Origin of the sequence: Coleofasciculus sp. E1-EBD-02, from assembly GCF_040218245.1 — a bacterium.
GTDB lineage: Bacteria > Cyanobacteriota > Cyanobacteriia > Cyanobacteriales > Coleofasciculaceae > Coleofasciculus.
The window spans coordinates 15,839-42,580 of sequence record NZ_JAVJQN010000192.1; the positions used below are offsets into that span (position 1 = coordinate 15,839).

At 45.6% G+C, this 26,742-nt stretch carries 26 protein-coding genes; 18 read left to right on the forward strand and 8 right to left on the reverse strand.

The window, feature by feature from the left end:
• The first annotated feature begins 165 nt into the window (after positions 1 to 165).
• Together RIC07_RS29675 and RIC07_RS29680 are read left to right on the forward strand one after the other, a co-directional pair.
• Positions 166 to 429 (forward strand): DUF4258 domain-containing protein, encoded by a 264-nt coding sequence (locus RIC07_RS29675; RefSeq protein WP_446397648.1) that lies wholly within the window; start codon positions 166 to 168, stop codon positions 427 to 429.
• Positions 426 to 674, forward strand: coding sequence for a DUF2283 domain-containing protein (locus RIC07_RS29680; RefSeq protein ID WP_446397649.1), 249 nt, complete (start codon positions 426 to 428; stop codon positions 672 to 674). Before RIC07_RS29675 ends, RIC07_RS29680 begins: the two co-directional genes overlap by 4 nt.
• 584 nt (positions 675 to 1,258) lie before the next feature.
• On the opposite strand, the gene typA is transcribed toward RIC07_RS29680, so the two are convergent.
• Entirely contained in the window at positions 1,259 to 3,049 is a 1,791-nt protein-coding gene (gene typA, locus RIC07_RS29685) for a translational GTPase TypA (RefSeq protein WP_446397650.1), read from the reverse strand.
• Positions 3,050 to 3,068: 19 nt separating this feature from the next.
• On the opposite strand from typA, the gene RIC07_RS29690 reads away from it, so the two are divergent.
• The 3 genes from RIC07_RS29690 to RIC07_RS29700 all read left to right on the forward strand — a co-directional run bounded on the left by RIC07_RS29690 (position 3,069) and on the right by RIC07_RS29700 (position 4,040).
• Positions 3,069 to 3,374 (forward strand): hypothetical protein, encoded by a 306-nt coding sequence (locus RIC07_RS29690; protein ID WP_446397651.1) that lies wholly within the window; start codon positions 3,069 to 3,071, stop codon positions 3,372 to 3,374.
• Between the two features lie 20 nt (positions 3,375 to 3,394).
• Positions 3,395 to 3,586, forward strand: coding sequence for a hypothetical protein (locus RIC07_RS29695; protein WP_446397652.1), 192 nt, complete (start codon positions 3,395 to 3,397; stop codon positions 3,584 to 3,586).
• Positions 3,587 to 3,818: 232 nt separating this feature from the next.
• Positions 3,819 to 4,040, forward strand: coding sequence for a helix-turn-helix domain-containing protein (locus tag RIC07_RS29700; protein WP_044210723.1), 222 nt, complete (start codon positions 3,819 to 3,821; stop codon positions 4,038 to 4,040).
• Between the two features lie 137 nt (positions 4,041 to 4,177).
• Here RIC07_RS29700 and RIC07_RS29705 read toward each other — a convergent pair whose 3' ends face one another.
• Positions 4,178 to 4,381 (reverse strand): hypothetical protein, encoded by a 204-nt coding sequence (locus RIC07_RS29705; RefSeq protein WP_446397653.1) that lies wholly within the window; start codon positions 4,379 to 4,381, stop codon positions 4,178 to 4,180.
• A gap of 159 nt (positions 4,382 to 4,540) precedes the next feature.
• On the opposite strand from RIC07_RS29705, the gene RIC07_RS29710 reads away from it, so the two are divergent.
• The 8 genes from RIC07_RS29710 (at position 4,541) to RIC07_RS29745 (ending at position 11,629) form a co-directional block, all read left to right on the forward strand.
• Positions 4,541 to 4,747, forward strand: coding sequence for a helix-turn-helix transcriptional regulator (locus RIC07_RS29710; RefSeq protein ID WP_006105643.1), 207 nt, complete (start codon positions 4,541 to 4,543; stop codon positions 4,745 to 4,747).
• Between the two features lie 656 nt (positions 4,748 to 5,403).
• The gene (locus RIC07_RS29715) at positions 5,404 to 6,297 is read left to right on the forward strand and encodes a PEP-CTERM sorting domain-containing protein (protein WP_446397654.1); all 894 of its coding nucleotides are present in this window, start codon (positions 5,404 to 5,406) and stop codon (positions 6,295 to 6,297) included.
• 274 nt (positions 6,298 to 6,571) lie between these two features.
• On the forward strand, positions 6,572 to 7,597 hold the full coding sequence (locus RIC07_RS29720) for a serine/threonine protein kinase (protein WP_446397655.1): 1,026 nt from the start codon (positions 6,572 to 6,574) through the stop codon (positions 7,595 to 7,597).
• Between the two features lie 203 nt (positions 7,598 to 7,800).
• A complete protein-coding gene (locus RIC07_RS29725; RefSeq protein ID WP_446397656.1) occupies positions 7,801 to 8,463 on the forward strand; it encodes a TIGR00266 family protein in 663 nt (220 codons plus the stop codon).
• Positions 8,464 to 8,567: 104 nt separating this feature from the next.
• Complete coding sequence (locus tag RIC07_RS29730; protein ID WP_446397657.1) at positions 8,568 to 9,245, forward strand: TIGR00266 family protein; 678 nt, start codon at positions 8,568 to 8,570, stop codon at positions 9,243 to 9,245.
• Between the two features lie 78 nt (positions 9,246 to 9,323).
• Positions 9,324 to 10,022 carry a TIGR00266 family protein gene (locus RIC07_RS29735; protein WP_446397658.1) on the forward strand — a complete coding sequence of 233 codons (699 nt, stop codon included), beginning with the start codon at positions 9,324 to 9,326 and terminating at the stop codon, positions 10,020 to 10,022.
• Between the two features lie 155 nt (positions 10,023 to 10,177).
• Positions 10,178 to 10,792, forward strand: a complete 615-nt coding sequence (locus RIC07_RS29740) for an REP-associated tyrosine transposase (RefSeq protein ID WP_446397659.1) — start codon at positions 10,178 to 10,180, stop codon at positions 10,790 to 10,792.
• A gap of 33 nt (positions 10,793 to 10,825) precedes the next feature.
• Entirely contained in the window at positions 10,826 to 11,629 is an 804-nt protein-coding gene (locus RIC07_RS29745; protein ID WP_446397660.1) for a M48 family metallopeptidase, read from the forward strand.
• A gap of 229 nt (positions 11,630 to 11,858) precedes the next feature.
• On the opposite strand, the gene RIC07_RS29750 is transcribed toward RIC07_RS29745, so the two are convergent.
• Complete coding sequence (locus tag RIC07_RS29750) at positions 11,859 to 12,137, reverse strand: hypothetical protein (RefSeq protein ID WP_446397661.1); 279 nt, start codon at positions 12,135 to 12,137, stop codon at positions 11,859 to 11,861.
• A gap of 46 nt (positions 12,138 to 12,183) precedes the next feature.
• Complete coding sequence (locus RIC07_RS29755) at positions 12,184 to 12,810, reverse strand: restriction endonuclease subunit R (RefSeq protein WP_446397662.1); 627 nt, start codon at positions 12,808 to 12,810, stop codon at positions 12,184 to 12,186.
• A gap of 131 nt (positions 12,811 to 12,941) precedes the next feature.
• On the opposite strand from RIC07_RS29755, the gene RIC07_RS29760 reads away from it, so the two are divergent.
• A complete protein-coding gene (locus RIC07_RS29760) occupies positions 12,942 to 14,315 on the forward strand; it encodes a cytochrome P450 (protein ID WP_446397663.1) in 1,374 nt (457 codons plus the stop codon).
• A 44-nt stretch (positions 14,316 to 14,359) separates the two neighbouring features.
• Here the strand turns inward: RIC07_RS29760 and RIC07_RS29765 are convergent, their stop codons facing one another.
• Positions 14,360 to 14,818 carry a dTDP-4-dehydrorhamnose 3,5-epimerase gene (locus RIC07_RS29765; RefSeq protein ID WP_446397664.1) on the reverse strand — a complete coding sequence of 153 codons (459 nt, stop codon included), beginning with the start codon at positions 14,816 to 14,818 and terminating at the stop codon, positions 14,360 to 14,362.
• Between the two features lie 306 nt (positions 14,819 to 15,124).
• Here RIC07_RS29765 and RIC07_RS29770 point away from each other — a divergent pair, with 306 nt between their 5' ends.
• Positions 15,125 to 16,432 carry an SWIM zinc finger family protein gene (locus RIC07_RS29770; RefSeq protein ID WP_446397665.1) on the forward strand — a complete coding sequence of 436 codons (1,308 nt, stop codon included), beginning with the start codon at positions 15,125 to 15,127 and terminating at the stop codon, positions 16,430 to 16,432.
• 935 nt (positions 16,433 to 17,367) lie between these two features.
• Positions 17,368 to 18,903, forward strand: coding sequence for a DUF5691 domain-containing protein (locus RIC07_RS29775; RefSeq protein ID WP_446397666.1), 1,536 nt, complete (start codon positions 17,368 to 17,370; stop codon positions 18,901 to 18,903).
• Between the two features lie 186 nt (positions 18,904 to 19,089).
• Here RIC07_RS29775 and RIC07_RS29780 read toward each other — a convergent pair whose 3' ends face one another.
• The 3 genes from RIC07_RS29780 to RIC07_RS29790 form a co-directional block, all read right to left on the reverse strand.
• Positions 19,090 to 20,004: an Rpn family recombination-promoting nuclease/putative transposase gene (locus RIC07_RS29780; RefSeq protein ID WP_446397667.1), complete on the reverse strand. Its 915-nt coding sequence runs from the start codon at positions 20,002 to 20,004 to the stop codon at positions 19,090 to 19,092.
• A gap of 54 nt (positions 20,005 to 20,058) precedes the next feature.
• Positions 20,059 to 22,212, reverse strand: coding sequence for a tetratricopeptide repeat protein (locus tag RIC07_RS29785; RefSeq protein ID WP_446397668.1), 2,154 nt, complete (start codon positions 22,210 to 22,212; stop codon positions 20,059 to 20,061).
• Between the two features lie 205 nt (positions 22,213 to 22,417).
• The gene (locus RIC07_RS29790) at positions 22,418 to 23,812 is read right to left on the reverse strand and encodes a DUF308 domain-containing protein (protein ID WP_446397669.1); all 1,395 of its coding nucleotides are present in this window, start codon (positions 23,810 to 23,812) and stop codon (positions 22,418 to 22,420) included.
• Between the two features lie 223 nt (positions 23,813 to 24,035).
• Between RIC07_RS29790 and pds the strand changes: the two genes are divergently transcribed.
• Positions 24,036 to 25,469, forward strand: coding sequence for a 15-cis-phytoene desaturase (pds, locus tag RIC07_RS29795; protein ID WP_446397670.1), 1,434 nt, complete (start codon positions 24,036 to 24,038; stop codon positions 25,467 to 25,469).
• A 298-nt stretch (positions 25,470 to 25,767) separates the two neighbouring features.
• Positions 25,768 to 26,694, forward strand: a complete 927-nt coding sequence (gene crtB, locus RIC07_RS29800) for a 15-cis-phytoene synthase CrtB (protein WP_446340899.1) — start codon at positions 25,768 to 25,770, stop codon at positions 26,692 to 26,694.
• The last annotated feature ends 48 nt before the right edge of the window (positions 26,695 to 26,742 follow it).

The following is a 26,742-nucleotide window of genomic DNA, read 5'->3' on the forward strand; positions in this document are numbered from 1 at the left end:
AAACAAAGTCCGCCTACGCGGACTGGGTTATAACGGAGCTGGTTAACCCGGATTGGGTATGAGCGCTGATCCGAACAGTATTGAGTCTTAATCTTTATGGCAACAGTATTATATTATTTTTGTTAGGTTTCGTTCCTCGACCCAACCTACTTATTTGGCTATTAAATGTCAACAAAACCTGATTATATTCTTACCGAACACGCAAGAGCAAGGATGCTGGAGCGCAATATTCAGCAAGAGTGGATCGAAAGAACCCTGTCAAATCCCGATCTGTTAGAGTTAGACTCAGAAGATTCTACAAAGAGACACGCTTTTAAGACTATCCCTGAATATGGGGACAGAGTTCTACGAGTTATCTACAATCCCAATTATAAGCCTTGGATAATTATCTCTGTTTATTTTGATCGCAAGCGTAAGGGGACATTATGAGGATAGATTTTGATAAAGAGACTGAAGCCGTCTATTTCCGACTTAAGGATTCAAGAATTGTTGAGTCTGAAGAAATCAGCCCCGGCATTGTTTATGATTTTGACGAAAATGATACCATTGTGGGCATTGAGATCTTAAATCTAAGTCAAAAAAACCCCGACTCTATCAAAAATGTAAATTTTCCTTTCACCCAAGAAGAAAAAAAGCTGTTAAGAGATTTTTTAGGTTGGCTGACTCTGGTTTAAATGTATAGCAGTAGACACATCGATTAGGACAAAGACACCATTGTAGAGACGTTGCATGCAACGTCTGAAACATAAATGATGTGTCCTAACAGCTATGGCGGTTGCGATATCACTGTAGTGGCGTGACCCACCTAAAATGGTGAAATAGATTTGGTTCGTAGTGAGGGCTTTAGCCCTCTCCAGCTAGGCGTTAAAGCACTCTTCGTGCTTACTACAAACAAAGTCCTATTTTAACCCGGTCACGCCAGTAGTGGGCTGACACAGCTAAAATTGTGGAATAGATTTGACGTTTAACCCTGAATTTCGACAGGCTCAATTGCCGCGAAGCGACGCCCTGAGTGTGCCGAAGGGTCGAAGGGTTAAACCGGGCGCAAGCCTTGCGCCCCTACAATTCTAATCCACCAAATAAGGTGTGCCACGCCAGTAGGGGTACGGCAATGCCCATCCGTGTCAACTTAAGCCACAACCCCCTCACCCCCAGCCCAGGGGTTAGGGGATGAGGGTGAAAAGCTGACCAGCATTGGTTTTCAACTTAAGTTGGCATGGGCGCACGTTGGTAGGGCGCACGTCTGTGCGCCCCTACGTTAACGCCTGACTAACTTCTTCGTCACCTTCCGCAACCGCACCGACTCGGGCGTGACTTCCACCAATTCTTCCGGTCCGATATATTCCAACGCCCGTTCCAAACTCATCTCGGCTGGCGCTTGCAATTGCACCAATTCATCCCCCGTGGCGGAACGATGGTTGGTTAACTGCTTAGTCTTACAAACATTCAAATCCAAATCTTGAGGACGGTTGTGTTCGCCGACAATCATCCCCTTATACACCCGCGTCCCCGGTGTAATAAAGAATACACCTCGGTCTTCGCCATTTTTCAAGGAATAGAATGTCGCTACCCCTTCCTCAAAGGCAATAATCACTCCATTGCGGCGGGTTTCCACATCACCAGAAATCGGACGATAATCCAAGAAACTGTGATTCATAATCCCATCCCCACGAGTCAGGCGCATAAACTCACCCCGGAAGCCAATTAAACCCCGTGCGGGAACCACAAATTCCAATTGGGTGCGACCATTACCACTGACTAGCATGTTCTGCATTTCGCCCTTGCGCTGACCCAAGCGTTCAATACAGCCACCCACAGCTTCTTCGGGAATGTCTAGCGCCAACACTTCGTAAGGTTCGCAGGGTTGACCTTTCACTTCCCGATAAATCACTTGCGGCTGAGACACCTGAAACTCATACCCCTCGCGGCGCATGGTTTCAATCAGGATACCCAGGTGTAATTCCCCTCGCCCAGACACTAAGAATTTATCCGGAGAATCGGTTTCATCGACACGTAGGGCGACATTCGTCTCTAATTCTCGCATCAAGCGATCGCGTAATTGCCGGGAGGTCACGTAATCCCCTTCCTGACCCGCAAACGGCGAATCGTTCACCGAGAACGTCATCTGCAATGTCGGTTCATCCACCTTAATTAACGGTAAGGCTTGGGGTTCATTCGGACAGGTAATCGTCTCGCCGATATTAGCATTCGCAAACCCCGCCACGGCGACAATATTTCCGGCGAAGGCTTCCTCTAAATCAACCCGCTGGAGTCCTTCAAACCCCATAAGTTTGCTAATTTTAGTCTTGACAATTTCCCCGCTTTCTGTAACTAAAGCCGCTTGCTGACCCGCTTTAATTACGCCATTATGGATTTTGCCAATCACAATTCGACCCAGATAATCCGAATAATCCAGCGTCGTGACTTGCAATTGCAGAGGCTTGCTCACATCACCCACAGGCGGCGGAACATGGCGCAGGATGGATTCAAACAAGGGTTGCACATCCACGCCTTCGTCCTTTAAATCCGCTTTAGCGTAGCCTTGTAACCCGGAAGCAAACAGATAAGGAAACTCACACTGATCATCATCCGCCCCCAATTCAATAAACAAATCCAGGACTTTATCCACAGCACCGTAGGGATCAGCTTGAGGACGGTCAATTTTATTCACCACCACAATCGGGCGCAGTCCTTTTTCCAAGGCTTTTTTGAGGACGAACCGGGTTTGGGGCATCGGTCCTTCATTAGCATCCACAATTAGGATACAACCATCCACCATCCCCAATACCCGTTCCACTTCCCCACCAAAATCGGCGTGACCGGGAGTATCGACGATATTAATTAAGATATCTTTATAGTGAACCGCTGTATTTTTAGACAGAATCGTAATTCCCCGCTCTCGCTCCAAATCATTGGAGTCCATAACGCAATCAGGAACCTCTTCCCCTTCACGGAAGATACCGGATTGTTTAAGCAGGGCGTCAACCAAGGTGGTTTTGCCGTGATCGACGTGGGCAATAATGGCAACGTTGCGAATCGGAAGAGTCATAAAGGCGTTAGGGAGTGAGATGAGAGAGGTCGATCTTACTATAGATTTCTTAATAATTGTAGCTTACTCAAAGGGGGAGCGGGGGAAGCTGGGGAAGCTGGGGGAGCTGGGGAAGCTGGGGAAGCTGGGGAAGCTGGGGGAGCTGGGGGAGCTGGGGGAGCTGGGGGAGCTGGGGGAGCTGGGGAAGCTGGGGGAGCCGGGGGAGCTGGGGGAGCGGGGGAGCTGGGGAAGCAATGATACATTTTCCCTGATAGCGGTGCAAGCCAATCGCCTTGGGTTTAAACCCAAGGCTGAAAGCTCAAGTCAGCTAAAGCTGACTGGATAAGAGTTTTATTCAGAAGTTGAATGATTCTCTCTCCTTTATATAAATGCTTCGCAGCCACTCTAGGGTTGTACCAGATAGTCCAAATTGAATTCGGTTCACCAACTCCCCCCATTGATACAGTTCTGATAGAGACAGGGATTGCTGAAATTTCTGTTGGTAAAATTTTGCCCAAAAGTCTGGCGCTTTGTATCGATGCTTGCGCCAACGCCTGAGCCAACAGAGGGTATCTTTCAGCGTGGGCGAGTCTACGCCTAAAATTGGCGGGATATCGGCGTAAGGGATGAGTGGCTCTTGATTTTACCTGAAGTGTTGATAACATAGGAGATGCACCCTGAGCGAAGCCGAAGGGTTGTATTTTGATATGACATGGCGATCGCAATCTGGCTACATACCTAATGGTGCGATCGCTTTTAATTTGCTTAATATAGACGAAATTTAAACTTTATGTCAAGAGGCGAACGAGTTCGGTTGCGGATTAGGGAACTAGCTGCCAGGGAGAACTGGACGTTGCTGGATGTCGCTGAACGGTCTGGAGTACCCTATAGTACCATCAAAACCTACGCGCGATCGCCGGGAATGACGATGGTGGATATTGGGGCGCTGCTGAAGTTAGCACGGACATTTGATGTACTGATAGAGGATTTGTTTGAGATTGTGAAGGAGTAGGTCATTTGTCATTTGTTATACTCGCTTCCGAAAAGAAGCAAGTTACCTTTATGTAAGGATTTGAGGAATATTTTATTGATGAGCTTCACACCCGGAAACCGTAGGGGCGCACGTCTGTGCGCCCTTACACTGACGTGCTAGCAGCGCGAGTTCGGCTGATACTCTGGTGGTAAGCCCGGATTAAACATCACCACAAATTGGGCATTCGGCATCAGACGGCGAAGTATGCGAAGATGACCATCAGCATCGGAACGGCTACGATTCTGTGCTACAGTGACTCCTTGCATTTTGGGTAGTAGGCGAACCAGCACCCAAGGATAAAGGCGTTCTTTGTAAGGCATAATAAATGTGTCTCCATCTGAAATTGGAGCCAGAGCCAGTGCAAAAAGGTTGGTCGCCCCGAGGCACTGGCTTTCTGACCATCTGAAGTTATGCCTTCATACTACGGGCAAATTATGGTTAAGTCAATTTAACCATGAGGATTTTGGAATAAAACAGTAATGACGAGTGTGGGGGAAAAGCTTAAACGTCAACGTGAATCACTGCATCTGACGCAGCAGCAAGTCGCTGATCAATTGGGTGTGACGGTAACTACTGTGAAAAATTGGGAAGCTGGCAGACATATCCCAAAGCTATACCCCATCCAGACGAAAGCATTGTGTGATTTGCTCGATTTAACCTTAGACGAGCTGGCAGAGTATAGTTAATGATGCCCAAGAGTCAGACAGCAAACGTGAGTAACTGATTGGGAAAGGAATGTAGGTAAAGGCAAGACGCGATCGCTTGCTTGGTACTGAAGCTATTGTAAATGCATGATTAGGCGGTGCGTTACGCTGCGCTAACACACCCTACAGATAGAACAGATAGAGGCTGTGCGTCAGTCTTAAGGATAAAAGTCCAAGTCCGCTTTATGAAGCTTTCATGAAGAGGACTTCCTAGCTGTGCCAAAACGAGGTTATAAATTTAGCTTATTGAATGAAGTGATTGATGTAAACAACTGTCACTATTATTTAATAACTGGAGCAATATCTCAATAAAGCATTACTTTTTTTAGGAAAAACTTATCGGAATCTCAGACAAGCTGAGAGAGTCTTTAATTGAGGCAATCCCTTGACAGAGCTAATTTTACAGTCATTATAAGAATAATTTAATTTTAATATATGCTTAACATTAGTCAATGTTTACTTTTCGGTGAGCAATTAATTCCATAATTGTTTCTAAGAATTAACCATATAAAAACTTGATGAAGATGTAAAATTACTATTTTCTTTCTCCAGAGTCAAGAGTAAGATTACTTATAGTCAAGGCTGTGACTTCAACAAAAAACAGTCAATAGTTGTTTCCTATGAAAGGTATCCCTATTATGAACACGAAAAAAATTGCCACTCTGCTGGGTACAGTTACAGCAACCGTTTGCTTAATTTCTGCCATGGGACAAGCCGCTAATGCTAGTACCTTTTACAACGACTGGCATTATGCGATCGACCCGCCTAGTGATGGTGCAGATTCTGATGCTTATGGGGGAAATTTCTATGAGTTATACGGTATAGCTATCAAGCACGATGCTGAAGCTGATAAAGTTTATGTAGCGATTAACAGTAACTTCCCGGTGACAGGCGAATACCCCGATGAAGTTGATTATTATGGTTATGATGATTATGAATGGGGGGATTTTTTCTTTAATTTTTCAGATCTAAGTAGTCTCGATAATGCACAAGGTAGCTTGTTAGCTGTCCGCTTTGGAGAATATAATGAAAGTATTGATGGAACAGGTTACAGTGGAGTAGGAGTTTATAGTGGTGTCACGGCTACAACAGCCTATCACACTATATTTGACTCTTTAGAAGACTACAACGAGGCTGTTGATGGCAACGGCTCTATGGCTGATTTAGCTATCAATGATCTTTACTGGTTTGACGCACAAGGAAACGATCCAATCCTAAATGTAATTGGTAGCGGAAACTACGAAGAAGATAGTGGTTTCGAGTCTCTTAATGCCACAGAGTTGACAAATCTCGGACTTGACTTCGGTGGTGTATCGGAAACAACTGGTCGTGAAACTTTTGGATTTAGTTTCAACAAAGATTTGTTACCTAGTGAGCGCTATATTGCCCATGTCTTTGAAACTTGCGGCAATGATGGTGCTGCTATTGCCGTCCCCGAACCATCTACAATGGTAGGACTTTTTGGACTCGGCTTAACTGTCCTCGGTAGTCAGATCAGCAAGCGGCGCAAGGGAAATGGTGTTTCTCAGTAAATCTTCCAGAAAAGGAAAAAAATCACCTTGAGTCGAGATAAAAACGGGTTAGGCTGGAGAATCAGAAGTCTACCGTGAGAAAAAATAACCCACACCTAGCTAGTCACTTAATTTAATTCTGTCCAAAATTTAATCAGCGGAGATTTCAGTATTAAATGTCTAACCGTCAAACCCCCTTGCTTGACTAGGAAGGGGGTTATTAATAATCGACTAAACTACTCGCTTTTAATTCAGATATGCCAAAATCGATGATATGTATCATTAACTTTGAGCAATGACTTGGTCTTCTGGACAGAAGTTGCATGGCAACAATTATATTCTGGAAAAAGAATTAAAACGCGGACAATTTAGCGTTACCTATCTGGCGAGCGATCGCAAAAAACATCAATGGGTGGTTAAAACCCTGAGTGATCAGCTAATCCACGACTTCAACCAACCGGAAGTCGATCAAATTCAGGAAACCTTTTTGTGCGAAGCGGTAAAGCTGGTAAAATGCCGACATCCTCATCTGGTGCAAGTTATAGAACCATTGGTCGAAGGACATCAGGTTGGCATTGTCATGGAGTATCTGGATGGTGTCGATTTAGCCAGCCACGCCCAAAAGGGTTTACCAGAGTCAGAAGCGCTGCTTTATATTCAACAAATTGGCGAAGCGCTGAAAGTGATTCACGAAGCGGGGTTAATCCATCGAGATGTCAAACCCAGTAATATTCGATTACGCACCGATAAACAAGAAGCCGTGTTAATTGATTTTGGGTTAGCGCGAGGATGTGAGGATGCGTCAACCACGGTTGATACCCATACAGCCGATGGATTTGATGCCTTAGAGCTTTATAATGTGGACACTCCCCTAGGAGCTTATACGGATGTTTATTCATTAGCGGCAACGCTATACTTTTTAGTCACAGGAGAAATTCCGCCCAAGGCAATGGATCGCTGTATGTCGAAAGCGCGATTAATTCCACCAAAACAGATTAACGAACAAATTAGCGATCGCACTAATGAAGTGATCCTGATCGGGATGGCGCTACAAGTTGATGAACGCCCCCAAACCATACAGGAATGGCTGGATTTACTGGGATTACAGCGTCAAATCACTGGATCAGGACGCCAGAAGTCACCCATGATCTTAATCGGCGCAATCATCGCCGTCGTTGGTGTGTTAGGTTTAATTGCGGCTTGGTTCTTGTTCAAACCTACAGCCATCCCTCAACAACCCACACCCGTGCAAACGCCAGTCTCGTTAATTTATACGCCTGTCAGTAGCGTTTCCCCAATCACCTTTTGGTCAAACGGTTAACAGACACCCTCTGTCTTCGTCAGGGAGGATACCAAGTTCGCTTAAGTAACCCCCCTTCTCCCTTGGGTACTTTTTCTGTGGAACCTTCTGCCCTCTGCCTGATTATATTTTTTTAACCAGGGTTTATTTTTTTTACAAAAGCTGGACATTAGCACCATTACTGTCAAACTGAATAATATCTCTACGTTGGAGGAGAGTTGGCAGTGGAGTATGAAATTCGCTACAAGCCAGCCTTTGCCGCTATTTTCCTGACACTCAATCCCGGTGACAGAATCACGGCAGAAGCAGGTGCGATGACCAGTATGGATGGTAGACTCACCGTGAAGACGGAGTTTTCGGGTGGCTTTATCTCAGGCTTACTGAAAAAGTTCTTTGGCGGAGAATCGTTATTTGTTAATACATTTCATAATAAAACGCAACAACCCTTAACCCTAGTTCTTACCCAGTCCACCATTGGCGACATTGTTGGTGTGGACTTGCGCGGAAATTCCCTCTGTTTTCAACCCGGTGCTTATATTTGCCATACCTCTGGCGTCAAACTGGGTGTGCGGTGGGCGGGTTTGAAGAGTTTGTTTTCTGGAGAAGGATTGTTCAAACTTCAAGTGAGTGGTCAGGGTAAGGTATTCTTTGGTGCCTATGGTGGATTGACGAAAAAGCGGATTAATGGTGACTTTGTTGTTGATACGGGTCATTTAGTCGCCTATGAACCAACGATTCGCATGAATGTTGGTTTAGCGGGCGGTTTATTGGGTTCAATGACTTCTGGTGAAGGATTCATTAATCGACTTACGGGGACAGGAGAAATTTACATCCAGTCTCGCAGTATTAGTGGTTTAGTCAGCTATTTACAATCAAAAGTGCGTTAGTCAGTAGCCGGACAGGAGAAAATAGCACGGGACTAAGTTTTATAAACAAGTCTCAAACCTTTACGAATGACAAATGACAAATGACAAATGACAAATGACGAATAATGAATATTGAACTGTTGCATCAACCGGATAGTGCGATCGCGCGTGTTGTTCTGGACGCTAATGAAGAGTTAGTGGCACAAGCTGGCTGTATGATTGCCATGAATGGTTCTATTAATGCCAGTACCACATTACGCCAGGGAAAAGGTGGCGGTATTTTGGGCGGACTCAAACGCATGGTGGCGGGGGAATCGCTATTTTTAAGTGTGTTCCGTTCACCAATTGCGGAGGGAGAAGTCTTTCTCGCGCCTAAACTGATGGGTGATCTTCTCGTCTATGAGATGAAGGGTCAAGAGTTAGTGGTTCAGGCGACATCCTATTTGGCGAGTGAGTCAGGCGTTGATATTGATATCGGCTTTCAAGGGTTTAAATCTCTGTTTTCGGGTGAATCCATTTTTTGGTTGAGTCTTAGCGGTTATGGGGTTGTCTTGTTAACTTCATTTGGTGGGATTTATAAAATACCCGTCAATGGGGAATATGTTGTTGATACAGGTCATATTGTCGCCTTTGAAAAAAGTCTGAATTTTGATATTACCAAAGCCGGATCGAGTTGGCTGAGTGCCTTTTTGGGCGGAGAAGGGCTGGTTTGTCGATTTAAAGGACAAGGAAACGTCTATTGCCAAACTCACAATCCTGGTGCTTTTGGTTCTCAGGTTGGTTCTAAACTACCGCCGCAATGAGCGGGTTTAGGTTGAGTCTCGTCCCTTAAAAGCAAGTGGACTTAAATGGTGGGAAAAATAAATAAAGGATAAATCATCATGAGTCAGCAAATTTCTTATAAAATAGAGCATTCACCGTCTTATGCGTCTTTGGTTATTAACTTAAAAACCAATGAAACAGTTGTAGTTGAATCCGGCGCTATGGCGGCAATGGATACCTGTATTAAAATGAAGTCCAGGGCTAAGGGTGGTTTGATGAAAGGACTGGGGCGAATGGTAAGTGGTGAGTCCTTTTTTATCAGTGAGTTTACGGCTGAGGGCAAATCAGGACAATTGTATGTTTCACCTGGAGTCCCTGGAGATATTTGTCACTATTACTTGCAAGGGAATGGCTTAATGATTCAATCTTCTGGATTTGTCGCCGCCAGTCCCACGGTAGAGATAGATACCAAGTTTCAAGGGTTTAAAGGCTTCTTTAGTGGCGAATCTTTGTTTTTAATTCGGGTAACTGGAGTCGGGGATGTTTGGTTTAGTTCCTATGGGGCGATTGTGGAAATTCCTGTGGCTGGGGATTATGTGGTAGATACCAGTTATATTGTGGCATTTGAAGATACGTTGAATTATAACGTAGAAATGCTGGGCGGGTTATCGTTTCGTGGATTACGAACGGGGATTTTGGGGGGTGAAGGATTAGTTTGTCGGTTTAATGGAGAAGGGCGGTTATGGGTGCAGTCGAGAGAACTCTATAGTTTAATTAATTTCTTAAATCCCTTCCGCCCGACGAAGAGTAATAATTAGTATGTAGTAAGCGCTTTAGCGCTTCTAGGCACTAAAGTGCCGACTACGTACATACATAGGTACAAAAATAGTATGTAGTAAGCGCTTCAGCGCTTTGAGGCACTAAAGTGCCGACTACATACGTACATACATACATACATACGAGCCAGAATATTATGTATGAATATCGCCGACTAACTCCCATACAACAAGCTGAATTAGTTCAGCAACGCTTGTCTCGTGGTTATCCACCTCACGCGCCTCCCCATGTTGTGACTGACAAGGAATTTTATCTCTTAACAGCAGCTTGTTATGAACACAAGTGCCATGTTAAGGATGAATGTCGCCGCCAAGAGTTACTCAATTTGCTATTTGATGCGTTCGTAACGGCTGGGATGGAAATCCGCGCCTGGGTTGTTCTGCCAAATCACTATCATCTCCTGGTACATCTGACTAATTTTGATGAGTTGAGTCGCTTATTTCGCTTAGTACATGGTCGTACTTCTTATCAATGGAATCGGGATGATAATGTCACCCGTCGTAAGGTTTGGTATCGTTATAGCGATCGCGCTATTCGATCAGAACGACATTATTTTGCTGCTTTAAACTATCTCCATTACAATCCAGTTAAACATGGCTGGAGCCAATCTCCTTATGATTGGCGTGAAAGTAGCGTTCATTGGTATTTGGAAAATTTCGGACGCCAGTGGTTGAGAGATGCGTGGATTGAATATCCTGTGCGTGATTACGGTAAAGATTGGGATGATTTTGAGGAAGATGGTCATTATTAGAGCGCTAAAGCGCTCACTACGAACGAATTTTCTATGTCTAATGCTCCAACAAATCGCAATCCGCCGCCGAGTAATCGCCAACTCCTAATTTTATTGGGGTTATTTATCGGGTTTATTGTGGCTATTTTCTGGCTGTTGAATCTGCTGGTGAATGGTTTAATTGGGATGATTCCGCCGAGTGTGGAGCAAAAATTGGGGGCGGTAATTGTGCCAGTTTACGAGAAACAAGCTAAACCGTCTCCAACTCAAGATACTCTGAACCAATTATTAGATCGTTTGGAACAGGAACTTCCCCCTGAACAACAAAAAGCGCGGGATTATCAGGTGCTGTATTTGCCAGAGTCTACGGTGAATGCGATCGCGTTACCGGGAGATGCTATTGTTATTTATCAGGGTTTACTGGAACAAGCAGAGTCTGAGAATGAATTGATGATGGTTTTAGCCCATGAATTGGGTCATTTTGCTCACCGGGATCACCTTCGGGGTTTGGGACGAGTTTTGGTGGTACGGGTAGCCTTAGCCTATTTCCTCGGAGATGCAGGAGCCTTACAATCAGCGGCTTCGGGGGCGGTGGAAGCCATTGCGCGATCGCAGTATTCTCAGTCTCAGGAACAGGAAGCGGATGCGTTTGGTTTAATGTTATTAGATGACACTTACGGTCATGTCGCCGGAGCTACAGACTTTTTTGAACGAATGAGTGAGAAATCCGGAGCCAATTTTGCCTTCCTGTCAACCCATCCTGCACCCAAAAAACGGGTGAAAGAGTTGGAACGTTTGATTGAAAAGCAAGGGTATGAAATCGGGACGCGATCGCCTTTACCAAAAACCTTGAAATGAACGATAAGTAGTGTCGTGGCACACCTAAAATGGTAGATTATAATTGTAGGGGCGCAAGCCTTGCGCCCGGTTTAACCCTGAGCGAAGTCGAAGGGTTAAACGTCAAATCTATCCCACAATTTTAGCTGTGTCAGTCCAGTAGTCGAACAAAATTAAAGTTGATGGTTTAGATTATAAAGGAACAGGGAACAGATATTGTTCGCGTTTATACTCTTTAATTCAAAGTACATCAATTTGAATAAATACCTGCACGACTCACAGCATAATCAGATAACATTGGTGCATCAGATCCAACACAAGCGGCAAATTCCTCCGCTAACTGATCGGCGATGAACTCAAACTCATCATTTGATGGTGATGGTTCAGATGCTTGCTTTAGCAACCTTTCCACTGTGGGAGAAAAAGCTTCAGCTAATAATTGGCGCATCTCTGTAGCGTCATGATGGACAAGGCTTTCCCTTAGTTTCGCTTCCACTTCGGATGAAAGTTCAAGTGTAATTCTAATCATATTTTATGTCAGGTAGGTAAGGCGTACCAGATTTCATTTTAACGGATCAAATTAATTGAGCCAAATGTTTCAGGATACTTAAGACACGATACAACTCATTCTCCCGTCGGCGCAGCACAAATTCATCCGATAAAGCGTACTGAGGGGTTTCTCCGTGAACCAATTTGGCAAACAGGAAATGACCCCCATTCGTTAACAGACCAAATACAGGTTTTTCCGGATTAGGTGTTCCTAGCATATAAGCCAAGAGTTGAGCCATTCCTGCTTCTAAACTAATTCCTGCCCGTTTCGTTTCAATTACCATTAACCAAAACTGCTCTTTTAAGACTAAAACATCAATGCGTCCTTCGATAATTAAGCCATCTTCATCGTTTAAAGCAATGGTGATTGATTTTTCGGGTTTTACAGTAAACGGCGATAGATAAAATCCAGCGATGAATAGCAAGGGATGAAGAACCGCCATCCTGATCGCATTTTCGGCGAATGGCGGTTTCTTGAGTAAATTCAGATATCCGGCTTTCAGTCTATCTAATGATTCTTTTTCCCATGCGCCAATCTCTGGTAAGTTATCTTGCCATTCCCGAAAAAATTGATCATCGACAATTTCTTGTAAACCAAAACTCGATTCTAATTCATCGATTTGGATAGTGGAAGCCTGAACAGTTTGAGTCATTGGTGCCGCTCTTGACTTGTCCTAGCGGTTGCCTAAGATATAAGTAGAATAACTTAATTTGATAATCTTAGAGCAACGTATCGGGAAAAATTAGGCAAGATAAAAAGAGTAGCCGCTAACAGCAAGACTCTATGAAACCACTCACAGGTCCGCGCACACCCCGATATCTGAGAATTTTCCGGATTATCAAGCTGATTTTTCGCCCCTTGGACTACCTAGATAATTATGCTCAACGGTATGGAGACATGTTCAAAATTGGCGGGGATAACGCTCCTCCCTTTGTCTATGTGAGCAATCCCCAGGCGATTAAAGAGATTTTTACGGCTGATCCAGAGTTATTTGAATCGGGTCGAGGAAATGGGGTTTTGCGCTATTTAGTCGGGGATAACTCACTGCTGATGTTAGATGGTGAACCCCATCAGCGCCAACGCCGCCTGCTGATGCCTCCCTTTCATGGCGATCGCTTGCGAGAGTATGGTCAGCTTATTTGTGATATTACGGAAAGGGTAACCGCAGAATGGACAGTGGGTCAACCGTTGATCATCCGTACCTATACGCAAGAGATTACCCTGCGGGTGATTTTACAAGCCGTGTTTGGCTTGAATCAGGGAGAACGTTACACCCAACTGAGACAACTGCTGAGTACCCTTCTGGCATCCTTTGATTCTCCCCTCAGTTCCACTCTGCTCTTTTTCCCTTGGTTGCGACAGGATTGGGGTGCGTGGAGTCCCTGGGGGCGTTTTTTGCAGTTAAAGCAGCAGATCAAACAGTTGGTTTTTGATGAGATTCGCGAACGTCGGGAGCAAGGGGATGAGTCACGAACCGATATTTTAACATTACTCCTATCGGCACGAGATGAAGCAGGTGAGCCGATGACGGATGAGGAATTACATGATCAGTTAATGACACTTCTAATTGCGGGTCATGAAACCACGGCGTCTGCATTGGTTTGGGCATTGTATTGGATTCATTATCTGCCAGACGTGCGTCAAAAGCTGCTTGAGGAATTAGAAACCTTGGATGCAGAGGGTGATCCAATGGCAATATCTCGGCTTCCCTATCTGACAGCCGTCTGTCAAGAAACCCTGCGAATTTATCCCATTGCTCCGAGTACCTTCATTCGGATTCCCAAATCACCCATAGAAATCATGGGATATCAATTTGAAGCGGGTACAGCGTTAATGCCTTCTATTTATTTAGTTCATCATCGGGAGGATATCTATCCCCAACCCAAGCAATTTAAACCAGAACGTTTTCTAGAACGGCAATATTCCCCTTACGAATATTTTCCCTTTGGTGGCGGGAACCGTCGCTGTATTGGTTCAGCATTGGCACTGTTGGAAATGAAGCTGGTACTGGCGACTATTTTGTCACAGTTTGAACTGGCATTAACCGATAATCGTCCGGTGAAGCCGATGCGTCGCGGTTTAACGATCGCGCCTCCTGGCAACCTGCGAATGGTTCCCAAGCAGCGTCGGAAACAGAAAGCCCCTGTGATGGTGTAATCCAATCTGTTGCCAATTCCCTGCTGAATTGAGCAATGGTTCAATTAACCTATTGGTAATAATTGGGGGTTAGTCGAAGAATTGACTTCTGTTAACTTAGCTTGAGCCAATTCTAAATCGTAAGGGAACGGTGGTTTGATTGGCTGATAATCCCGTTCATGGGGTGTACCATGACGCAAGACAGCATTCACTACCACACAAGTTTCGGAACTGAGATTAATTGCACCATGAAGAATCCCGGCGGGGACTTTTACGACTGTTGGCTGAGCGTCAATTAAAGGAATATAATCATACTGACGATTTCTTAGCACCACTAAGACAAAAGTTCCCCGCACAACTAAAAGTTGATCGGTTTGAAATCGGTGAACAAATAGATCTTCCACGGTAGCAGGTGGAATCTGCACCAGTATGGTTTCGTGACTCGATTGGGGAGTGTAAAAATCGACTGTTCCGCCTTTGACCGATTCCAAGGGACGAACTTCGATGTTGTTGATTAAGCCCATGACTACTATCCCTCTTTATTTATCTCTATTGTTAATATAGAGGGTAACTATGTTAATTTTTGTGGCTAAATTGACAAAATGCGCTAATTCATGATAATCGGGGTTTGGGTCTTACGCGATCGCACAAGCTGGCTTTACCGTTGCACCATCATCTGTAGGTGACGCTATAGCCCTCATCCTCAGTCCCTCTCCCAAGCCAGCCCTCACCCCCAGCCCCTCTCCCAAGCTTGGGAGAGGGGAGCAAGAGGGGAGCAAGAGGGGAGCAAGAGGGGAGCAAGAGGGGAGCAAGAGAGCGCCACTAGGAACATGCCTATTACCTGGACTTCGGAACAAATCCTCGCACTCGCCCCCGATGCTAAGTCTGCCCAAAATGGTCAAGGCTTGGCACGTTTATCGAAATGGCAAGAATTGGGACAAAATCAGGAGGCGGTGTGGGGAGAGTGTAAAGGAAGTGGAAATAACCCCTATCAAACCCAAATCGATTTAGGTGAAACAGCGTTTAAATGCAGTTGTCCGAGTCGTAAATTTCCCTGCAAACATGGACTCGGACTCCTTTTACTCTTCGCCAATCAACCCGATAGTTTTAACCAAAATCAATCCCCTGATTGGGTAAACGATTGGATTAACACTCGCCGTCAAAAACAGGCGAAAAAGGTAGAAAAATCAGAAAACGTTGCTGATCCCGTGGCTAAAGCCAAACGCGCCGCCAAACGGGAGGAAAATGTTACCGCCGGGGTGCAAGAATTAGACCGTTGGTTGCGTGATTTAGTCCGTCAGGGATTAGCCAACTTACCGGAAAAAGACTATAGTTTTTGGGATACGGTAGCCGCCCGAATGATTGATGCTCAAGCCCCAGGATTGGCGCGTCAGTTACAGGAGATGTCGGGGATTCCGTATACGGGGGTGGGTTGGCAAGAACGCCTCTTGGCACGGTTGGGACGCTTGTATTTGTTACTTCAAGGATTTCAACGCCTAGAAAAATTACCCCCAGACAGGCAAGCCGATATCCGCACGGCGATTGGTTGGGGACAAAAAGAAGAAACCGCTACCTCGATGATCCGCGATCGCTGGTTAATTTTAGGACAGTGTATCGAAGACCAGGATAACCTGAAAGCGCAACGGATATGGTTACAAGGACAACAGACGCATCGATTTGCCCTAATCCTGACGTTTGCCCATCATTCTCAACCCCTAGACACCAGTCTCATTCCCGGTAGTCTCCTCGACGCCGATTTGGGATTCTTTGCCAGCGCTTATCCGTTGCGGGCAATTGTCAAAACCCGTCATGCCCCAGCCATACCATTTACAGAAATGGAAGGGGAAAGCGCGATCGCAACCGCTCTAAATCAATACACAAATGGGTTAGCTTGTCAACCCTGGTTAGACCAATTTCCCCTCAGCTTACAAGGAGTTATTCCCCAGAAGTATAACCAAGGATGGGCATTGCGCGACGGTGACAATCACCTATTACGCCTCACCCCCAAATTTACAGAGAATTGGCAGTTATTTGCCCTGAGTGGGGGACATCCCATCACCGTGTTTGGCGAATGGAATGGGGATGACTTTTTTCCCTTAAGTGCTTTTTCCCAACATCAGTTTATTGCCTTTCGATAACGTTCGTAGTAGGGAACCTTAGCCTTATCTTTTGTTAGGTTTACTGGCTTCAACCTAACCGAAAAGCTAACTATTATTTACCCGGCAAAGCTTGAAGATTTCGACAGAAAAGAGTAGTGGTGGGATAGTCAATTCCTAGCTGTGCTTACTTTTCACAGTATTGGCGTGGCACACCTTATTTGCTGGATTAGAATTGTAGGGGCGCATGGCGTGCGCCCGATTTCACCGCCAAATCTATCCCACAATTTTAGCTGTGTCAGTCCAGTATTGGCGTGGCACACATTATTTGCTGGATTAGAACGGGAGACCCGAAACCGTAGGGGCGCATGGCGTGCGCCCGATTTCACCGCCAAATCTATCCCACAATTTTAGCTGTGTCAGTCCAGTATTGGCGTGGCACACCTTATTTGCTGGATTAGAACGGGAGACCCGAAACCGTAGGGGCGCAAAGACTTGCGCCCGATTCAATGGTCAAATCTAATCCACAATTTTAGCTGTGTTAATCCAGTATTGGCGTGGCACACCTTATTTGCTGGATTAGAACGGGAGACCCGAAACCGTAGGGGCGCATGGCGTGCGCCCGATTTCACCGCCAAATCTATCCCACAACTTTAGCTGTGTTAGTCCAGTATTGGCGTGGCACACCTTATTTGCTGGATTAGAACGGGAGACCCGAAACCGTAGGGGCGCATGGCGTGCGCCCGATTCAATAGTCAAATCTATCCCACAATTTTGGCTGTGTTAGTCCAGTATTGGCGTGGCACACCTTATTTACTGGATTAGAACGGGAGACCCGAAACCGTAGGGACGCAAAGACTTGCGCCCGATTCAATAGTCAAGCGGACGAAAGTTGGTGTGGTTCCGCGATTTTAATCGCCGTGGTAAATTGTTGCAACTTAAAATCGATTTAGCATCCTATCTTCGGTAAAGCCTCAATGAGTCTCTGGCAAGACGTAATCACCACCGCCTTAGTTGGCACCGAGAGACGGACTCTCACCCTGACTCCAGCCACTAACCCACTCGGTCAACTTTTATCCCAACTGAATCCAACTGACCCAGAAGCCACATTACTCAGCGCGGCTGGGGCAATTTCTCTCTATCACCGCGCCGGACAACGCCCAATTACCGATAACCAACCCCTACCTCAACCCTGTCCACCTGAGGATAAACCCCCCTGTAGCCCCCGCGCCGCCCACTATCTGAAATTGATGCTACAAAAAGACCGGGTAAAACTCTTACCGGAATGGTTAACCGCCACCGCTACCGCCGGATACCGTGTTCCAGACTATTGTTTACCAGAGTTACTCGAAATTGGACGCACCTCACCCCAGTTACGCCCCGCAATTCTCCCAGTTTTAGGTCAACGGGGACGGTGGTTAGCCGCCCATAATCCGGATTGGAATTATGTGGGAGAGGAGGATATCGAACAAACGTGGACAACTGGAAGTTTAGACGCCCGCAGACTTCTATTACACCATCTACGGCATGAACATCCCGCCTCAGCACGGGAGCGACTTGTAACTGTGTGGCAACAAAAATCATCAGATGCCAGAATCGCCTTGTTAGACACCCTGCAAATTGGCTTAAACCTGGAGGATGAGCCATTTTTAGAGATGGCACTAGATGACCGTCGTCAAGAGGTGCGACGCCAAGCGGCTAATTTATTAGCACAGTTACCGGAATCAAGTTTATGTCAGCGGATGAAGCAACGCATCCAATCAGCAATCACATTTCGGCGCAAGCGTAACCGTTTGCATCTGGATTTTATCCTCCCGGATAATCATGACCAAGAGATAACTAGAGATGGGATTGATAGCAAACAGCCACCTCAGTTATTAGGCAATAAAGCCTGGATGATTTTGCAAATCGTCGCCGCGACTCCCCTTTCTCTGTGGTCAGAACTCCAGGAAGAATCCCCGACTGAATGGATACAAGCGGCGAAGCGGAGTGAATGGGATCATTCCTTGGTTGAAGGTTGGGCGGTAGCGGCGATGCGACAACAGAATCCGGACTGGGCAGAGAGTTTACTGTCGTTCCATAGTACATTTAAGGGCTATTTGATCCCGCAAGGTCAATTAATTTCTGGATTGATTAATGTTCTCTATTCTGAACAACGGGATAGTTTTTTCCTGAATTTATTCCCATCCAGTAAGGTTCCCTTTAATAGCCAACATCCGGCGTTTAGTTTATTAACCCATTGCCACGTTCCTTGGAGTATAGAACTAACCGAGATTGTTTTAGACGGTGTGCGCCGCTATCTGGCGAAGACGGATAATCCTTACGATTGGTCGCTGTCTACTGGACTAAAAGAGTTTGCCTATTTTATGAGTCCTAATATTGTCCCCGAACTTTCGACCCGTTTCAGCCATATTGTACCCGAACGGTTAGCTTTAGCCTCCTATTGGACAGAAATTATCGACGAAGTATTGGCAATTTTGAGTTTACGCTATGAAATGGGCAGAGAAATTTAAGCGTCAACGGTTTCTTGCTTTAAGTAGTCGGACAAAAGAAAACGGCACGCTCCGGAGCCAGTGCAAGTAAATCACCCTCAAACCCTTACTGTTCCCTGTTACACACCGAGCGTGTTACCGAGCGGAGTCGAGGTAAGTCAAGGTGTTCCCTAATCTCAACCGTTAACTTTACTTTTGTCCGACTACTTATTGGTTTATATCTGCCAATAAAGTTAATAAATCTTCCCAATTATTCAACTCAAACATAGCATCGCTTAACTCTTCTAAAGCTGACAAAGACAAACCTTCTACTAAGCTATTGAGTTCCGCTGTATTGTCTGGAAATCGCTTGTTCAGCAGACGCAGGACTAAAGCGCGTGCTTCTGTAATGCGACCTTCTTGACGACCTTCTTGACGACCGAGAGCAACCGCTCCTTGCTGATCATAAATAAACATTTCTCGACGCTCCAAATCTTCTAGTTCTTCGAGGGTTAGGTTAGCTTGATTGGCAATTTCAAAGGCGCGGTGAAGTTCCGGAATATCATCCATATTTGTGGGAACTTGATCGAGCGATCGCGCTGATTTGATAAAGTAAATCCATTTATCAGTAATCGTTTCTAGTTCTTCAATATCTTTGGTAAACTTGGGTAATTCAACAAAAATCAGTTCAATATCGTTTTCGGTATAAACATAGCCATCGGATACTTCTCGATAAACGAAGCGGGAAGCAAATTGATGGCGACCAGGGAACATCTCAAAATCAGTCAAAGTTAGCGCAATGACTGGTTTGAGCATTCGGTAGCCTTCTCCTTTTTGCAGTTGAAAGGCATAGGTCTTGGCGGCGTTGAACAAGACTCTCTTCCCAAAGGATTGCACATTCAGCACTTGCATTTCAATGATCACCAGTGTGCCGTTTTTCAGTTGAGCTTTGACATCAAGGTAAGTATCTTTTAATCCTTCAACTTTCGGTGGTAAGTTGGGATTGATGAGTTCTAAATCTTCAATGGTAGCGTTACCGTCATAAATCAAGGCATTGAGAAAACTAATCAGAATGTCTTTGCTTTCAGCGGAACCAAAGATTTTCTTAAAGGCGTAATCAGTTTTGGGATTAATAAATCTCATCGTTTTGCTCAAAACATGAGGGTTGAACCATTATACACTAAAAACTAAACTTATCTAATCCTTCATATTTGCTTGTTCAAAGCTGGCATTCGCTTCCTCTTCTCGTCCTAAATTCCGTAACGCTAAACCCCGATTATTCCAGGCTTCCGGGTAATCTGGGTTTAATTCTAATGCCTGATCAAAGGATAGAATCGCTTCCTCTTCTCGTCCTAAATTCCGTAACGCTAACCCGCGATTGTTCCAGGCTTGGGCATAATCGGGGTTTAATTCAATCGCTTGTTCAAAACAAACCATTGCTTCTTCATACCGCCCTAAATTATCCAAGGCTAATCCGCGATTATTCCAGGTTTCTGGGTCATCTGGCTGATTGTCTAAGGCGTTGCTGAAACTGATTAACGCCTCTTCGTAACGTCCTAACTGGATTAGGGTAACTCCGTGATGATTCCAGGTTTGGGCATCATCGGATTGTAGGGCTAAGGCTTGATCATAACTCTCTAAGGCGTCTTGGTAACGTCCTAACCTCTCTAAGGCAATCCCTCGATTTGCCGAAGCTTCGGCAAAATTGGGTTGAATAGCTAGGGCTTGATCATAACTGGCGATCGCAGCGTCCCAGCGCCCTTCTTGTAATAATAAATTGCCTCGGTTTACCCAGGCGGGATACAAATTCGGTTGAAGTTCTAGGGCGTTATCAAAGGTGGTAATGGCGGCGTCTGGGCGGTCTAAATGCATGAGGAGTAACCCTTTATTATACCACGCCTGGAAGTAATCTGGATTGAGGGTAATTGCCCGATCAAAACTGTTAATCGCATCCTCTAAGCGTTCCAACTGACACAGAACCGTTCCCCGATGTTTCCAAGCCTCCGGGTGTTCCGGGTACAATTCAACCACTCGATCCAAACAAGCGATCGCCTCTTGGGGACGTTGTAATTGCATCAAGGCGATACCTTGAATAGACCAAGCCTCGACATAGGCGGGTTGAAGGGTTGTCGCTTGTTGACAACTGGCGATCGCGTCTTCCAAATGCCCTAATTGAAATAATAAATGACCCCGATACAACCAGGCTTGGGCATAATCAGGTTTCAACGTTGTCGCTTTATCCAAACAGGCGATCGCGGCGTTGGGTTGTTCTCCCTGCATTAGCGCTAATCCCTGCATGTACCACGCCTCGGCATAATCGGGATTAAAATAGGTGGCATTCTGGCAACTCGAAACCGCTTCCCGATACCGTCCCAAATTATATAATGCACTGCCCCGATTGCCCCAAGTGGCAGAATCATCGGGTTTAAGCTGCAATGCTTGGTCATAAGACGCGATCGCATCCTCTAAACGTCCTAAACTAAACAAGGCATTACCGCGATGAAACCAGGCTTCTGGGTAATTGGGTTGTAGTTTAGTTGCCTTTTCGCAGCTTGTCACGGCTTCGGTATAGCGAGTTAAATGAAACAAAACCAATCCCCGATTATTCCATGCTTCTGGGGCATCAGGTTGTAAGGTAACGGCTTTTTCATAACTCGCTAAAGCATCGTCTAACCGTTCCAACCGATAAAATGTATTCCCTTGCTGAAACCACACCTCGTAATCATTGGGCTGTAGTGAAACCGCTTGTTGCCAACTTTCTAATGCTTCAGTATAACGGTTTAAATTAAACAGAATCCAGCCTTTATGTTTCCAAGCCTCCAGATAGTCATGATTTAAGCTTGTGGCTTGATCAAAGCTTGCTAATGCTTCCTCTTTGCGTCCCCCATTCATCAACACCAACCCTTGCATATACCAAGCTTGCACATAATCCGGTTGGCAGTGAGTCGCCTGTTGACAACTGGCTAACGCTTCTTCATACTGCCCCAAATTATACAGCGCACTTGCCCGATTTCCCCAAGCTACTGCCAAATCAGGATTAAATTGCGTCGCTTGGTCATAACTCGCTAAAGCGTCTTCTAGGCGTCCTAATTTAAATAGAATATTTCCCTGATTAAACCAGGCTTCTGAGTAATCCGGTTTCAAGGTAATCGCTTTCTCATAGTTCGTCAACGCCGCGTCGAACCATCCCAGATGAAAACAAGTATTCCCCCAATGGAACCAAATTTCTGGCATATTGGGGTGGAATTGGGCAGCCTGCTCAAAACTCGCGATCGCTTCCCCGTAGCGCCCAATCCTAAAGTATTCAATTCCCTGTTGCAACCACTGATTGGCTAAATAGTCATTTGTCATTTGTCATTTGTCTTATGTCATTTGTCTTATGTCATTTCTTACCTGATTGGTTGCCCCATTCTCAGATTTTCTTATATCTTAAAACTCGGTCAGGGCGGGTTTTGCACAAACATTACCATCCATAGCCACGCATAAAGTCCCTAAACCCGCCCCTACAAACCAGGTTCCCTTAAAGGTCGTGAAGGGTCAACACTCAACATTTTTCCTAACGGCGATCGCGAAACAGAAAAATAAAGGCAATCACTACAGCGATGACGCCTGTGCTAATACTTCCCCAAAATACCGGGGTGAACAAGAATGGCGTCTCTTTCGCTGGGGGCAGTTGTTCAACCAAAACTGTCGCGGCGATACTGCTGACAATCAATCCGATACCAATTAACGCGACGGTTGTATTCAGCGTGCGATTGCTTTTGGTTTGTTCAATACCACTCACACTACCAATCGTGCGAATTAAATTTTCCATCAATGGTAATCCGGGACGAAATGTCGCGCTATCTGTAGCAACTTGTTGCAGATATTTTTCATTCGCTACTTCACTAAAATGGATCAAAAACTTTAAATAGCTGCTTGTTTCGCGTTCCAGCTTTTGAATTCGCTTTTGATAATTTTCCAAATTTCCCTGAATCGTGGTCATATAATAGTCTAAATCATTTAAATTCATGGCATAATCGGATAACGTGGGTAAGGTTTGGATTAACGTTGATTGCAGTTCTTTTAAGTTCAAGCCTTGAGCCGGAATTGGATTAGGCAAGGTACGAACACTGGCAACTAAACTTCTAATTTCATAAGACTGAAGTTTTAATTCTTGGGTACGGCAGCGACTTTGCCAGTATGCCCAAATAATTTTATGGCGATAGCTAAATAAACGGATTAAATCCAAGTGAATATCATACATACTTTGGCGAATTTCCGTGACTTTCTTGCCAGCGGGAAACATGCAAATTATCAGATGATAGTTTTCTTGGCTAAACGACTCCCAGTCTTGCTGCCAATTATCGGGAGAATGCCAATATTCAAATACCCTTGCCCCCAACAATCGTCCTTGTTCTCTAAATTCAGGAGTCCATTTAGAATTGGGCGTGAGCTGTTTATAACAGCCTTTAGCTAGTTCTTTGGGGTCTTGATTACTATCAGCAATCTGTACAGACACTAGCCACGTTTGACCAATTGTGCCTTGCTGGGTGGGGAGCAGTTCCCAGGTATCCACCTGCTGATTAATGTGAGAAGCAATAATTTTTTTTAGCTTACTTAAAGTTTCAATCCGTTGGGTCGAATCATTCGGTTGTTTCGTTTCTGGGTCTTTATAGTCCCCCGAACAATTGACTTGCAGGGCGTAAGCATCTCCGAGTTGCAGCGCCCGATAGTATCCATCTAATGGAGATTCAAATGCCTTAACCAAGAGTTGAACATAATCCGCTTCCGGATTTTCTAGGGCTGCTAATTGGTTGAGTTTATCTTCGTCTAAGTTGGGATCGATTTTTTGCCAAAATTGTTGGCGGTAGTGATGGATTTCAGGGAGAGAGTGACCGAAACTCTCGCGCAGGTCATATAAGAATAGATCGACGGTAGGATAGATTAGCTGAGTCGGTTTGTTCATCATTGATGACCGTGGGAACGGGGGTGAGGGAGATGGGGAAGCAGGGGGAGCAGGGGGAGCAGGGGTTGTAGAGACGTGCCATGGCACGTCTGGGAGCAGGGGGAGCAGGGGAAGCAGGGGGAGCAGATGAAGTCGGCGACAGTTTTTACCAAATGTAACGGATTGCAAAGTATAATGAAATCCAGAGTACACCGACAAGCACCTAACTAAAGAGTATTACTATCAGATGCGAGTTGCGATCGCTGGAGCGGGTTTAGCTGGACTTTCCTGTGCCAAATATCTCACGGATGCAGGTCACACCCCCATTGTTTTAGAACGTCGGGACGTTCTCGGCGGAAAAGTTGCCGCTTGGCAAGACGAAGACGGAGACTGGTATGAAACCGGGTTACATATCTTCTTTGGTGCCTATCCCAATATGCTACAGCTCTTTAAGGAGCTAGAGATTGAGGATCGGCTACAGTGGAAAGACCACACCATGATTTTCAATCAGCCAGAGAAACCCGGCACCTACTCTCGGTTTGATTTCCCGGATTTACCGGCACCGATTAACGGAATTATTGCGATTCTGCGGAATAACGATATGCTGACCTGGTCGGAGAAGATCCGGTTTGGCTTGGGTTTGATTCCCGCCATTATTAATGGTCAGAAGTATGTTGAACAGATGGATCAATATTCCTTCTCCGAGTGGTTACAGCGTCAAACTATACCGCCACGGGTAGAAAAGCAAGTCTTTATCGCCATGGCGAAAGCGCTGAATTTTATCAACCCCGATGAAATTTCGGCAACGGTGGTGTTGACGGCGCTGAATCGCTTTCTCCAGGAAAAGAATGGCTCGAAAATGGCATTCCTGGATGGTTCCCCAACGGAGCGCCTCTGTCAACCCTTGGTAGACTATATTACCGCCAGGGGTGGGGAGGTACGATTAAATGTTCCGGTGAAGGAATTTTTACTCAATCCGGATCAGACGGTACAAGGATTTTTGATTCGGGGTGAAAATGGGGACGAAGTGCTGACGGCGGATGCTTATGTCTCGGCAATGCCCGTTGATCCCTTAAAATTAATCATGCCTCACCCTTGGCGGGAGATGGAATTTTTCAATAAGCTAGAAGGGTTAGAAGGGGTTCCGGTGATTAACCTGCATTTGTGGTTTGACCGGAAATTAACGGATATTGACCATCTCCTGTTTTCGCGATCGCCCCTTTTGTCAGTATATGCTGACATGAGCAATACCTGTCGGGAATACGCTAACCCTGACCGTTCGATGTTGGAGTTAGTTCTCGCCCCAGCTAAAGATTGGATTGGTAAATCCGATCAGGATATTGTGGCGGCGACGATGGAAGAACTCAAGAAACTCTTCCCTAAACATTTTGATAGTGATAGCCCTGCCCAGTTGCTCAAGTATCACATTGTCAAAACTCCACGTTCGGTTTACAAAGCCATTCCGGGACGACAAGCCCATCGTCCCTCCCAAGAAACACCCATCCCCAATTTTTACTTGACTGGCGATTACACCATGCAACGTTACCTTGCCAGTATGGAGGGTGCCGTACTTTCTGGTAAGCTGACATCGCAGGTGATTGTCAGGCGTCATGAATCAGGAGGCTCAAGTCAACGGGTGTTTAAACAGGTGGACAGTAAAGAGGTTGTCGGGGCAGGTTAAGAGAAAAACTCATTATCCTCACCCCACTATCCGTCTTTACCGTAACTATCCCAGCTAAAGCCCTGGAACTAAAATCGGCGAGAAGCTGTTTTTTGTCTGTGGGCTGGAAGCTGGCGTTCCGTTGAACTGGGTTCCAAGACTGACCCGCTAAACTTTAGCGTACTTGAGCTTGGGTTCTGGGAAACGTGTTTCTCGACTATAGGAGTCAGTACCATTCTTTTGACTTCTTTTGACGGTTAACTGCTATGACTTAATCCAGGATCTACTCCTTCGCCCCTAACCGAATTACCTGCAACGAATGCTTCAATTGCCTAAATCTCCGCCCATGAGAAAGCTGGTTCCTGAATCTGAGGCTTATGAAATCTGTCGTCAGATTACAGCAAAATACGCTAAGACGTTTTATCTGGCTACCTTACTGATGCCAGAACAAAAGCGGCGTGCGATATGGGCAATCTACTTCTGGTGTCGGCGAACCGATGAACTGGTGGATGGTCCCCAAGCCCGTTTAACCACACCGGAAACCTTGGATCGCTGGGAACAGCAGTTAGAATCTGTTTTCGCGGGACAGCCAATCGAGGACGCGGATGTAGCGTTAGTGGATACGTTGCAACGGTTCCCGATGGATATTCAACCGTTTCGGGATATGATTGCCGGTCAACGGATGGACTTATATCGCAGCCGTTATGAAACCTTTGAAGAACTTCAGCTGTACTGCTATCGTGTGGCGGGTACGGTGGGGTTAATGACCAGTCCGGTGCTAGGATTTGATTTGGATTGGAGTCAAACGCCCTGGAATAGTAAATTTGACACGAATCCGGTAGAGGAAGCGATCGCGTTGGGGATTGCCAAGCAGTTAACCAATATCCTCCGCGATGTTGGCGAAGATGCCCAACGGGGTCGAATTTATTTGCCATTAGATGAATTGGCGCTATTTAATTATACCGAAGAAGACTTATTTAAGGGAGTTGTGGACGAGCGCTGGCAGGAATTAATGCGCTTCCAAATTCAACGGGCGCGTAAGTTTTATACTTACGCAGAAAAGGGTATTGGGGCGCTGAGTCGGGATGCGCGTTGGCCCGTCTGGGCGGCTACGATGCTGTATCAAGGGATTTTAGATGTCATTGAGCGTAATAATTATGATGTATTTACGCAACGGGCTTATGTGTCTAAGGGGCGAAAGTTGCTTTATTTACCAGTAGCGTGGTTAAGGGCGCAGGCGCTTTAATTGTTTGTCATTTGTCATTGGTCATTGGTCATTTGTTTTTGAACATTA